Consider the following 12,757-nt stretch of genomic DNA (forward strand, 5'->3'; position numbering starts at 1 on the left):
AATTATTCAAAATGGTATTAGGTTTAATTTCAATCAGCTGCTGTTTATTTGATGTATTAGTGAGCAGAAAGTCGGGGGTATACCTGTTGCTTTTCCCTTCAAATTCATACATGAATCCCAGGGGCTGCGCTTCAAAACATTTTATTTTAGGGGAATATTCGAAATGAAAACATGCATCATACTCGAGTGAGCTTTCGACTAAACACATACAATTGTTCTTTGCGCTCGCAAATTTGTATAAGTTTTTTACTCTGGAATGTTTGAGCTTCCGCCTAATCATTATTAGATCCAACGAGTTGTACTCATTAATAATTAGACTATGACAAGTTATTATGCAAATTCTGACAGGTTTGAAGGGCTAATATGACAACTTACACCTCAAACAACAAACCTGAGAGTTTGGGTGGCAGTCTTACCAGCCACATCCCGGCACACGAGTCATTCGCTGTGGCTGCTTCCTTCCGGACCTGACCAGGTTCACGAACTATCGTTGCGAGAGGACCAATAAGACTACCATTGAGGGCCTTGTTTGGCGCGGGAGGGATTATCGCGAGTTTCGCGTCTGGTTGCAAGGGGAAATGTTAAAAAGCCCGGCTAACTGCATAGTGAATATACAATTAGACGAGCTTTGTTGGTTTGGTTGGGTTTTTTACTTTGTTTTCGGGTTACTTGGCCAGCGCGACTTTTAGGTCTTGCAGACGTTTCTTCATCTTTTTCATGTTTTCCGGGCCCATGCGCAGGAAAAGTTTTTGCGCATCGGATAATTGCTCCCATTCTGCATAGGCATATTTGTAGGTGACTGACTCTTGTAGTAAAGGCAGGCTGGTTTCCGGGATTGGGGTTTCCAGCAACTCGCCTATGGCTTCTTGCAAAGTCAGGTCGAACTCGCCCCCGTCGTAGCCAATTTCTTCGTACGCTTCACCGATCAGAGGTCTGAATTTGTTGTACGTACGCACCAGTTGCGCAGTACTAATGGCGTTAAGCATGTTCACATAAGGCGTGTAGCGCTCGAAACTGTTTGGATCTGTGATGATGATGTCATCTTCAATGACCATAAAGCTATCTGTTGGCTTACTGACCGGGAAGTGCTTTTTAGCCACTTTACCCTGTGCCAGGTTATCGACAAACACCACGCTACGGCGGATCATGTCTTCTGTCACCACTAAATCCATTGCGGTATCATTCAGGTAATTCGAAATTTGCTCGCTCAGGGCCACGTCGCTGTCGTCCAGTGAGGGCAGCGGCGTTGCAACAGGTTGCTCTGGTTCGCGCTGTGGCAGCGGCTCTGGCTCAGGAATAGGCTCAGGCTCCACAATCGGTGCAGGCTCAACAGCTTCTTCAACCTGAGGCTGCGGCTCCGGGCGCGCGGTATTAACGACTTCCATTGGTGTTTTCTCCGGCACCACAACATCCTGTTTAAACTTTGTATTTTCCTGTTGATTGTCCCGGTTTGAAAGCACAAAAATGGCCACTATCACGAGGGCCACGACCACGCTTACGGCAAGCAATAAGTGGCTATTAGAAGGCTTGCTGTTCCTTGATTCTGCTGAGTTGTGCTCTGACATGGAAACTCCATTAAATTTGCTAAACGAATTTGTTGCACTTAGGGTGATTAAAGTACCAGATATAGCGGCCTGCCACTCACCAGACAACAAAAATAATCTATAATATACAAAAGATTATAGCTTATTGATGGCCGTTTTGACGACCTTTGCACCTGCAACCTGTGGCTTTTTTGGTATCTTTAAACGCGTCTACTCACCTATGCTTCCTGTATTGGTGAGGATTCAATACTAATCCAGATGAGCAGGTCGCCATGCGGTGGATAAACTCAGCCGCTCACGGTATCAGGACGCTCACATGTATTGCGATCAGGGCGTGCCATTTTTGCCTGAATAGCGCTGAGCCCCGCTTGCCTTCAGGCTAGCTACTCATTTAAGTGGATCAGTATAGTAAAAGATATCGCATCCCTGATAAGGTGCAATGCCAATTACAGGTTAGTGAGCATATGGGCTCAATATGAATCGTCAATGAATTTGCTTCGGTTAAGCGATGTATTACTGTTTTACTAAGTTAAACATACCATTATAGTAGTAGTGTCTGACCTTGAATGGCTGATGTGGCAATCTCAACTCAGCCAAGTAAATTTGAGTGGTTAAGGAAGCATATGAGTCAACATCACACCTCGCGTTCAAGACCTCAAACGGCCCTGTTGTTAACCGGTGGCGGCGCTCGTGCGGCCTATCAGATTGGTGTACTTAAGGCACTGGCACACAGCCAGCCCAGAACCGCACCGCTGCCATTTCGTATTATTAATGGTACGTCGGCGGGCGCTATCAACTCCGCGGGCCTTGCCTGCTATGCCTCAAATATGCATCTGGCCATTCGAAAAGTGGAGTCTATCTGGAAAAACTTCCATACAGATATGGTCTATGAAAGCGGTTTTATCGGGGCATTTGGCCATATTCTGGGTAATATGATGCGAAGTTTTCAGGCGGAATACATTAACCAGCCACCAGCGAGTTTGCTCGACAACACCCCCCTTCGCCATTTATTGCGCGATGTGCTCGATCTCTCGCGGATCGACCGCCACATTCAGCGCGGTTATCTGGATGCCTTGTCTGTTACAGTTTCCAGTTACTCGACTGGTCGCTCTGTGTCGTTTTACCAGGCCAGAGATGCACAACCCTGGCAGCGCGCTAAACGTATTGGCGTACCCGATCACATCACGCTTGATCACCTGATGGCGTCCAGTGCCATTCCCATGGTGTTTCCCAGCGTACGGGTCAGGCATCATTATTATGGCGATGGCTCAATCCACCAGCTGTCGCCACTCAGCCCGTCAATTCATCTGGGGGCAGAAAAAATCTTTATCATTGGTGTGGAGCAACCCAAAATACCCACGCCAATTGGTTACGAACCGCATTTTCCGGGCATGTCTGTGGTGGCAGGTCATTTACTTGATAGTGTATTCAGCGATACGCTGCAGTCTGATCTTGAGCGACTGGAGCGGGTTAATCGTACGGTGGGCCTGTTGCCTGCCAGAGACAAACACAAAGAGCTTAAACATATTAATACTCTGGTGGTTAACCCTACTCACAACTTTAATGAACTGGCGCTGCACTACTACGATGAACTGCCAATGGCCATCAAGCTGTTACTGCGTTCTATCGGGGTAAAACGGCACTCTCCGTCGAGTTTAACCAGTTACCTGCTGTTCGAAAAAGCCTACACCCGACAGTTGATTGAGTATGGCTATCAGGATGGCATAGACAGGTTAGACGAGATACGCGCTTTTCTGGAGCTGGATTAACGGGCCTAAGGCAGGCCGTCTAACAGGAATTGTTCCGCCCGCTCTACCCGACGCGGCTTGCCCTTTAGCAGCAATACATCACTGGCGCACAAGGTGGTTTCCTCATCGGGGATGGAAATTTCCTCTCCGTTGCGCCGCAGTGCTTTTACCACCACTTTATGGCGCGCCAGATCCAGCTCTGCGATTGACTTATCTACAGCGTAGGCGTCGTCAGGCAATGCGATTGCATGCAGGTATTCCAGCCTGTCTGAGCTGTAGCTTGCGCCTTCCGGGCCCGCGTATTCTTTCATTTCCTGGCTGTCGCCGGTAAAAAAGCCGTGTAAATATTCGTAGCGATTTTGTCGCTCTATACTCACCCGTTTAAGGATCCGCCGCATCGGCACGCCCGACATATACAATACATGCGACACCATCATCAGGCTGGCCTCCAGCGATTCGGGCACCACTTCTGTCGCCCCCAGCTCTTTTAAGGCCTCAAGGTGGGTGTCATCTTTCATTCTGACGAGAATTTTTACCTCTGGCGCAAAACGTTTCACTGCATCAATGACCGCCTGAGCTTTATCAAAGTCATTCAGTGAGATGATCACCAGGCGGGCCTCACTGACATTGGCAGACTTGAGCACCTCTTGTTGGGTTGGGTCACCAAACACCACAGGCTCACCGGCGGTCAGGGCCTCCTGCACAATCGCCGGGTTGCGCTCCACCGCAATGTAAGGAATGGCCTCCGGACGTAAAAACCGGGCAATAGTCTGACCGACACGAGCATACCCAAAAATCACCACATGGTTTTTTACTTTGCTTGACGTTATAAACCCCTGTTCGTGCGGATCAGGTCGGCCTTCGCTGTCAATACGTAGCAGCTTCACAAGACGGTCTGTTTCACTGATCAAATATGGCGTAAGTGCCATAGACAGCACGCCCAGGGCTATCAGAAAAGACGCTACCTCAGCGCTGAGTAGCTGATGCTTGCCGGCAAGAGCCACCAGCACAAAGCCAAACTCCCCCATTTGCCAGAGCAAGATACCTGCTGCAAATGCATCTTTGCGGCGCTCTCCCATCAACTGCGCCAGCAGAAAAATAATGCTTAGCTTCAGTACTATAAGTAACGCAAGCACCAGAATAATGTAAACAAAAGACTGAATGACATAAGAAACATCTAACTGCGTGCCCACGGTGACGAAAAACAACCCCATCAGAATATCGCGAAACGGCCGAATTTCAGCTTCCAGCTGGTGCCTGTATTGACTCTCACCGAGCATCATACCGGCCAAAAACGCGCCCAGTGCCATAGACAGACCAAACGCATAGGTCAGCGCCCCGGCACACAGCGCTACCACCAAAGTCGTCAGTACGAATAATTCATCGGTGCGTGCCATCGCAACTTCATTGAATACTTTAGGCAGCACCCATTTTCCGATGGCCCAGAGTAACATGCAAACAAACGCTCCCTTAGCGAGCGCGAGGATTAAAGCCCCAACCAGCACCTGGTTATCTGACTGACTTAATAAAGGAATGGTGATAAGCAAAGGGACAACGGCAATATCCTGAAAAAGTAATACGCCTACGGCCAGCTGGCCACGGCGTATGTTTAATATTCCCCGCTCTTTAAGCTCTTTGACCACAACCGCAGTAGATGACAAGGCTATCAGGCTGGCAATGATCAGTGCCTCTATCCAGTTAAAGCCGAGATATTTTAAGATCACCGCCAGCACCACAGTGGTGACCAAAACCTGTAAGCTTCCCAGACCAAATACCACACTGCGCATTGCCATCAGTTTAGGAATTGAAAATTCCAAACCCAAACTAAAAAGTAAGAAGACGATCCCCAGTTCTGCAATCAGTTGGATCTCATGGCTGTTGTCTATCCAGCCAAATCCATAACTGCCTGCCAGTAGGCCGGTCAGCAGATATGCCAGGATTGGCGGCAGCCCAACACGCTTGAACGACCACACCAGCGCAACGGCACAGAGTAATAACGCTATCAACCCGGCAAACTGACCCTCCAGGGCGGCAACTAATGTACTGGTGACATCCTCACCTAAAAACCCGGCAAAATTTTGCTGCAAACCGCCTCCCAAGCGTCAATAAAATAGTGTTGAGCAATTTTTATTCACTACTAAATATAGCAAGCAGCTGTTTTTCAGCCAGTTTAAATTTTTGGCATGAAACTCGCTTAGAACAGACTGAATGTTGTACTTTAGGGGAATATTAGATGGAAAATGTCCATATTTTGACTCAACGGGCGCCGACGCGCGGGGATTTTTTGCCGTTTAACGCGCAAATGCAAATGTCGCATGTCCCCGAAAACCCGATGAGCCTGACTGAAAAACTGCAAACAACTCTGGATGTGAATGGACTACTCGACATCTTTGCTGGTTATATTAAGCGCATAATAAACCTGGCCGGACTCCAGTTTCACTCGAGTGAAGGCGTGTTTCAAATGCAGCAGAGCAACAACCAGCTCAGCCCTTATACCTTTGATCTGGAATTAAACAACCAGCATCTGGGTCAGATTGTGTATTTTAGTAAATATCGCCTGAGTGAGGCACTGCAGGCCAGGCTAGTCCAGCTGCATACTTGCTTGCTGTATCCACTGAGAAATGCACTGATGTATCAGCGCGTGTTAAAGCTGGCAACCAAGGACTCACTGACCGGATTATCAAACCGCAGCCAGTTCAATGAGTTTTTGGCGAAGAAACTTGAACGCAGTCGTCGTCACCACTGCAATTTTAGCCTGATGCTGTTAGATCTGGATAATTTTAAGCAAGTGAACGATCTCTATGGCCATAAAATGGGTGACAACGTGTTGATTGAGTTTGCCCGTATTCTGGAATCATCTGTGCGGGCCACAGATACCGTATTCCGTTTTGGCGGCGATGAGTTTGCGATCCTGATTGACGATCCAGCCTTTACTACCAACAAAGTAATTGCAGAACGTATTATGGCATCGGTCAGGTGTTGCACTGTCATGAAAAATCATGATGTCACAACCAGTATTGGTTTTACACTGGCCACCAGCCAGGACTGTCCGAATGAGATTTTCTCGCGGGCGGATAAAGGGCTGTATCGCGCTAAGGACGCAGGCCGAGACTGCGCACGTACAATTTAACCTGCAACAGCTCGACCATATTGCGTCCCCTAACGCGATATGGTCTTTATACCAATTTCACTTAATACCTGTTCAATTTGAAGGAGAAAATTGGTATTACTTGCGCAGCACTGCCAGTTTGTAAAGCAACAGCAGCAGGGCAAAGCCACCAAAAAAGCTGTTGATCACCCAGGCCAGTGACAAAAAGTCTGGCAGATCACTGAATATGATGGCCAGCATGGGGGCACCCAGGCCAAAAATAAAAAAGCTGCCGCCTTTACCGTGCCAGTAAGCCAGCAACAGTGCTGCACTGAGCCCACCCACGCTTAAGCTAAGCGCGACATTGGCAATGTTCAGTCCACCATTTACCGCCAGGATTGCAAACAATGCACCGCAGCCAAGTACTGCCCAGATAGCTTTGTTTGCCAGCGATTCACCGATCTTTTGTGTTTCTTGCATCTTCTAATTTCCAGTTGAGTCCCTGAGACGACGCATACGCCTCATTAACGAAAAAGCCCACCACCTGCACCAGCTCGTCGTTGTAATAAATCAGGGGCACACGGCTGCGCTCCCAGGTTGGGACACCATAATCTTTTAACCAGTGCTTCAGGGTATTACGGCCACTTCGTCCAAGTGGTTTAATTTTCTCACTCAGACAGTTAAAACGTACCGACACTTGCTCATCTGGCGCAGGCATACGCACACCTTTGCCCTGTTGCACCTGTAAAACATGGGTATCATCCAGCACCACCGGCGTCTGACCTATATCATGGTTTTCACGCCAGGCTGGTTGTTCTATTACCCAGTAGAGTGCGCCTCTGAAACGTCGAACCTGCCCCTGAGGCAAAGTCACAGCCATTTGTGCGTCTGCTCTGGCGTTAAGTGCCTGTCCGAGGATCTGTTCAAGCTGCTTATGCGAAGGCATCTGAACGCCCTGCTCCGCTAGCCAGGCTCGCACCAGATTTTGCTGGCGCAACAGCGTAAATCCGCCAAGGCGCTCGATACATAAGCTGTTTTCGTTCGAACAGTAGGCCAGATCCGCTTGGGTAATTTCATCCAGCAGCGCCTGTTGTCCCTGTAGCAATTCAACGGAACGCATAACGCTTGGCACAAACCCTGAAAAACGGGATTTTAACAGGGGCAATACCTGATTGCGCAAAAAATTGCGGTCAAACCTGTCACTGAGGTTTGATTCATCTTCGATATGTGAGATCCCAAACGTGTGCGCAAACGCTTCTATGTCAGCGCGCAGGCAGGTTAACAGGGGTCTCAGACACACCCGACCGGATGGCAACACAGTGCGTGCATGCATCGCCCCCAGCCCTTTCAGACCTGAACCTCGTTTCAGGCGCAGCAGGAAAGTCTCAACCTGATCATCCGCATGCTGCCCGAGTACTAATGCATGATGCGGATATGCGTGTGTATCCAGTGCCTGATAGCGTGCCGTGCGGGCTTGCGCTTCGAGGCTTTGGCGACTTTGTGCAACCACTTTGACCGACGCTGGGGTAAAGTCGACCGCCAGCGCGTCGCATTGCGCCTGACAAAATGCCCGCCACTGAGCTGAGTTAGGCGACAAACCATGGTCAACATAAATCGCCTGTAACGTCAGATGGGTATGAGCTTGCACGTAGTGACGGCATAAGTGCAGCAGCACCACAGAATCAACCCCACCGGAGAGCGCAACGGTAAGGCCACGCGTTACCGCAGGCGTTGTAGCGTGCTTTCCCTCATCAGCCAGTAATTTATCCAGGCTGGCAGCAAAACGTTTATAAAGCGGGGTCTGAATCATAATTAGGGACGTTGTCAGTACTTAGGTCGTATTATCCCGATTTCTCAGATACAAAAAAAGCCGCGATGCGGCTTTTTTCAATCTTGCTGTGTCACTGTGGCTTAGCAGTAACCAAATGACATCAGGCGCTGGTAGCGTTGTTCCAGCATTTCTTCTGTGCTGAGTGCTTCCAGTTCACCCAGATCACGCTTCAGCTGTGCCTTCAGGTTCTTCGCCATCGCATCATAGTTACGATGTGCACCACCCATAGGCTCATCAATGATGGTATTGATGAGATCCAGCTCTTTAACGCGTGCCGCTGATACACCCATAGCTTCTGCGGCCAGAGGTGCCTTTTCAGCACTCTTCCACAGGATAGAGGCACAGCCTTCCGGTGAAATCACTGAGTAAGTGCTGTACTGAAGCATGTTAACGCGGTCGCCCACACCAATCGCCAGTGCACCACCAGAACCACCTTCACCAATGACAGTACAAATGGTCGGCACTTTCAGAGCAGCCATGACTTTCAGGTTGCGGGCAATTGCTTCACTCTGACCACGCTCTTCAGCGCCAACGCCCGGATACGCACCCGGTGTGTCGATGAAGGTGATGATTGGCATCTTGAAGCGCTCAGCCATTTCCATCAGGCGTAAGGCTTTGCGATAACCTTCAGGCTTTGGCATACCAAAGTTACGCTTGATTTTTTCTGCTGTGTCGCGGCCTTTTTGCTGACCGATAACCATGACTGGCTTGTCGTCTAATCGTGCAACACCGCCCAGAATAGCCGGGTCGTTTGCAAACGTGCGGTCACCCGCAAATTCGTCAAATTCAGTGAAAATACGCTCGATATAATCGCGTGTATAAGGACGAAGCGGATGACGCGCAAGCTGAGATACCTGCCAGGCACCCAGATTGTCGAAGATCTTTTTCGTCTGCTCTACGCTTTTTTCCTTGAGGCGGCTGATCTCTTCTTCAAGGCTGAGATCAAGACTGCCAGAGCGGCTTACGTTTTGTAATTCATTGATTTTTGCTTCTAATTCTGCGATTGGAAGCTCAAATTCAAGATAATTGAGGCTCATGCTCTAAACTACCTGTTTAATTAAATTCTAGTTCTATTTCCTGCGCCGCCATCTTGGATAACCGTCTGAGGAGATCATCACTGGGCGTCACACACCATTGCATACCTAATGTCACTTCCGCTATCGCGTCCGGGCGCTGATATTGGATTTTTACCGGACACGTACCGAATTTATACGGTTCCAGTACTTTTTTCAGATTATCGATGAAATTCGCGTCAATTTGCACCATGCTCAATGTCATTCTTATCGCACTGATCCGCTTTTCGCGGGCCTGAGCTATGGTGCAGACTTCTCTGGCGGTCATTGTAATGCCGCCGGAGAAGTTATCAAAGCTGACCTGTCCGGATATTACCAAGATTTGGTTCATTTGCAGCATATCTTGGTACATTTCAAACTGTTCAGGGAATAAGCGTACATCAATTCGTGCGCTCTTGTCATCTAAAGTTATCAGACCCCAGCGTTTGCCCTTTTTGTTGATCAGCACCCTTGCATTGATAACCAAACCAGCAGCCGTCGATTGCACATCGCGATTCGTCGGCTGTAATTCTACTAGACGACCCGAGGTGTAATTTTTTAACTCTTTTCTGTACTGATTTATGGGATGACCGGTCAGATACAAGCCTAACGTGTCTTTTTCACCCTGCAACCATTCATCATCCGATAGAGGAAGGGCTTTAACAAATGCCTGCTCTACTTCATCTGGTTCAACCGCCAGCAGGCCAAACAAATCGCTCTGACCCAAAGACTCAGCTTTGTGATGCTGCTCGGCAGACTTCATGGCGTCTTTCAGGCTGGCCAATAAGGTAGCACGCCCTGGCTGGGTTTTCTCCGGACCCAGCTGGTCGAGTGCACCCGCGTAAATCAGTTTTTCAATTACCCTGCGGTTGAGGCGTTTAAGGTCAACCCGGGCACAAAAATCGAATAAATCCTTGAACGGACCGCCCTGTTCACGGGCTTCGAGAATGGCTTCAACCGGGCCTTCACCCACACCTTTAATGGCGCCGATACCATAGACGATTTCACCCTGACGGTTTACCGCAAACTTATACACGCCAGCGTTGACATCCGGTGGCAGCAGCGTCAACTTCATGTTTTCGCATTCATCCACCAGGGTGACGATTTTATCGGTGTTATCCATATCCGCCGACATTACAGCTGCCATAAACTCGGCCGGATAATGGGTTTTCATCCACAGCGTCTGATACGATACCAGTGCATAAGCAGCGGAGTGAGATTTGTTAAAGCCGTAACCTGCGAACTTTTCTACAAGATCGAAGATCTTCATTGCCAGTTCGCCATCAACGCCGTTGTCTTTCGCACCGTCTTCGAATGTGGTTCGCTGCTTGGCCATTTCCTCGGGCTTTTTCTTACCCATGGCTCGACGCAGCAAGTCCGCGCCACCCAGGCTGTATCCCGCCAGAACCTGGGCTATCTGCATTACCTGCTCCTGATACAGGATGATCCCGTAGGTCGGCTCCAGGATCGGTTGCAGACTCTCATGCTGGTATTGTGCATCAGGGTAAGAGATGTCTTCGCGACCATGCTTACGGTCGATAAAGTTATCTACCATGCCCGATTGCAGCGGACCCGGACGGAACAGGGCTACCAAGGCTATCATATCTTCGAAACAGTCCGGCTTAAGACGACGGATCAAGTCTTTCATCCCGCGCGATTCCAACTGGAAAACGGCGGTGGTTTCGGCTCTGAGCAGCACTTCGAAACTGGCCGGATCGTCCAGTGGGATGGCTGCGATATCAACCGGATCAATACCATCGCGCGCCAGCCGCTCGTTGGTCATATCTAGCGCCCACTGCAAGATGGTTAAAGTACGCAGACCGAGGAAGTCGAATTTAACCAGACCGGCCGTTTCAACGTCGTTTTTATCAAACTGAGTAACCGGGAACTTACCTTCTTCATCACAATACAGCGCAGCAAAGTCGGTAATACTGGTGGGCGAGATAACGACCCCCCCGGCGTGCTTACCAGCGTTACGTGTACACCCTTCAAGAATACGACACTTGTCGATCAGCTCACGTACTTCCTCGTCGCCGTCGTACACTTCTGGCAGACGCGGTTCCACCTCAAACGCTTTGGCCAGTGTCATACCCGGGTCGCCAGGAACGAGTTTAGAAATACGATCTACAAAACCATAAGGATGACCAAGCACCCGACCAACGTCTCGGATAACCGCTTTGGCCGCCATGGTACCAAAGGTAATGATCTGGGAAACCGCCTGACGGCCGTATAGCTTAGATACGTGGTCGATTACTTCATCCCGGCGGTCCATACAGAAGTCGACGTCGAAATCGGGCATCGAGACACGTTCAGGGTTAAGGAAACGTTCGAATAGCAGGTCGAATTCCAGAGGATCCAAATCGGTAATTTTTAGTGCATAGGCCACCAGGGAGCCTGCACCGGAACCCCGCCCCGGCCCCACCGGAATATCATTATCCTTACTCCACTGGATGAACTCCATTACGATCAGGAAGTAACCAGGGAACCCCATCTGGTTGATTACGTCGAGCTCAATTTGTAGTCGCTCATCATAAGGACCACGTTTTTCTGCTCGCTCAGCATCATCCGGGAATAAGAACTGCAAACGCTCTTCCAGACCATCGCGGGACACCTTCACCAGGAAGTCTTCGATTTTTAAATCGCCGGTCGGATAATCTGGCAGGAAGTAAGTGCCCAGCTGAACGGTGACGTTACAGCGTTTGGCTATCTCAACCGTGTTTTGCAGCGCTTCCGGAATATCACTGAATAACTCCTGCATTTGCTCGGGGGTTTTCAGATACTGCTCTTTAGAGAAACGTCTCGGCCGGTTTTTGTCTTCCAGCGTATAGCCGTCGTGGATCGCTACGCGAATTTCGTGCGGCTCAAAGTCGTGCTCATGCAGGAATACCACTTCGTTGGTTGCAACGACGGGCAAACCCCGCTCAGCAGCAAGCGCAACCGCTGCATGGAGGTATTCTTCTTCCTGCTCGCGGCCCGTGCGATGCAGCTCCAGAAAATAATGATCGCTAAAATGGGTCTCGTAGAATTCTACGGTCTCGGCGACCAATTGCGGGTTACCCTTGAGTAGTGCTTTACCGACATCACCGTCTTTGGCACCAGAGAGTAAGATCAGGCCTTCTTTGTATTTTGCAAGCCACGCTTTGTCTATTACGGGCCGGTGAAACACGTGACCCCGTAAATAGGCCTCGGAGATCAACAGCGTCAGATTTTTGTAGCCTTCGTTGTTTTTTGCCAGTACCACGATACGGCTGGGCTCATCCGGGAATTGATCGCTCTTCAGCCAGAAATCGGCACCAACCAAAGGTTTAATGCCCGCGCCATGCGCTGCGCCATAGAACCGCACCAAACCACACAGGTTCATCTGATCTGTTATCGCAAATGCGGGCATGGCCAGCTCAGCGGCGCGCGCCACGATAGGCTTAGTCTTCGCCAGCCCGTCGACCATCGAGAAATCACTGTGTACTCTTAAATGAACAAACTCAGGGACTGCCATA

Annotated in this window: 9 protein-coding genes and 1 other RNA gene; 2 read left to right on the forward strand and 8 right to left on the reverse strand. The window is 49.6% G+C overall.

Features of this window, described 5'->3' with window-relative positions; translation table 11 throughout:
- The 3 genes from CWB99_RS15870 to CWB99_RS15880 all read right to left on the reverse strand — a co-directional run.
- Positions 1 to 280 (reverse strand): TnsA endonuclease N-terminal domain-containing protein (locus CWB99_RS15870; RefSeq protein ID WP_171045368.1); only part of this gene is annotated, 280 nt, incomplete at its 3' end.
- A 130-nt stretch (positions 281 to 410) separates the two neighbouring features.
- An RNA gene (ffs, locus tag CWB99_RS15875) (signal recognition particle sRNA small type) lies at positions 411 to 507 on the reverse strand.
- Between the two features lie 158 nt (positions 508 to 665).
- Positions 666 to 1,565, reverse strand: coding sequence for a DUF3014 domain-containing protein (locus CWB99_RS15880; RefSeq protein ID WP_138550068.1), 900 nt, complete (start codon positions 1,563 to 1,565; stop codon positions 666 to 668).
- A 602-nt stretch (positions 1,566 to 2,167) separates the two neighbouring features.
- Between CWB99_RS15880 and CWB99_RS15885 the strand changes: the two genes are divergently transcribed.
- The gene (locus CWB99_RS15885) at positions 2,168 to 3,313 is read left to right on the forward strand and encodes a patatin-like phospholipase family protein (protein WP_138550067.1); all 1,146 of its coding nucleotides are present in this window, start codon (positions 2,168 to 2,170) and stop codon (positions 3,311 to 3,313) included.
- Positions 3,314 to 3,318: 5 nt separating this feature from the next.
- Here CWB99_RS15885 and CWB99_RS15890 read toward each other — a convergent pair whose 3' ends face one another.
- Positions 3,319 to 5,319: a monovalent cation:proton antiporter family protein gene (locus CWB99_RS15890; protein ID WP_138550070.1), complete on the reverse strand. Its 2,001-nt coding sequence runs from the start codon at positions 5,317 to 5,319 to the stop codon at positions 3,319 to 3,321.
- 206 nt (positions 5,320 to 5,525) lie between these two features.
- Between CWB99_RS15890 and CWB99_RS15895 the strand changes: the two genes are divergently transcribed.
- Entirely contained in the window at positions 5,526 to 6,422 is an 897-nt protein-coding gene (locus CWB99_RS15895) for a GGDEF domain-containing protein (RefSeq protein ID WP_138546299.1), read from the forward strand.
- A 96-nt stretch (positions 6,423 to 6,518) separates the two neighbouring features.
- On the opposite strand, the gene CWB99_RS15900 is transcribed toward CWB99_RS15895, so the two are convergent.
- The 4 genes from CWB99_RS15900 to dnaE form a co-directional block, all read right to left on the reverse strand.
- The gene (locus CWB99_RS15900) at positions 6,519 to 6,860 is read right to left on the reverse strand and encodes a hypothetical protein (protein ID WP_138550066.1); all 342 of its coding nucleotides are present in this window, start codon (positions 6,858 to 6,860) and stop codon (positions 6,519 to 6,521) included.
- Positions 6,835 to 8,190 carry a tRNA lysidine(34) synthetase TilS gene (gene tilS / locus CWB99_RS15905; protein WP_138550065.1) on the reverse strand — a complete coding sequence of 452 codons (1,356 nt, stop codon included), beginning with the start codon at positions 8,188 to 8,190 and terminating at the stop codon, positions 6,835 to 6,837. The genes CWB99_RS15900 and tilS overlap by 26 nt, the downstream gene beginning before the upstream one ends.
- A 101-nt stretch (positions 8,191 to 8,291) precedes the next feature.
- The gene (accA, locus tag CWB99_RS15910) at positions 8,292 to 9,248 is read right to left on the reverse strand and encodes an acetyl-CoA carboxylase carboxyl transferase subunit alpha (protein WP_054015678.1); all 957 of its coding nucleotides are present in this window, start codon (positions 9,246 to 9,248) and stop codon (positions 8,292 to 8,294) included.
- Positions 9,249 to 9,264: 16 nt separating this feature from the next.
- A complete protein-coding gene (dnaE, locus tag CWB99_RS15915) occupies positions 9,265 to 12,756 on the reverse strand; it encodes a DNA polymerase III subunit alpha (protein WP_138550064.1) in 3,492 nt (1,163 codons plus the stop codon).
- Between the last annotated feature and the right edge of the window lies 1 nt (position 12,757).

Source organism: Pseudoalteromonas rubra (assembly GCF_005887095.1).
Lineage (GTDB): Bacteria > Pseudomonadota > Gammaproteobacteria > Enterobacterales > Alteromonadaceae > Pseudoalteromonas > Pseudoalteromonas rubra_E.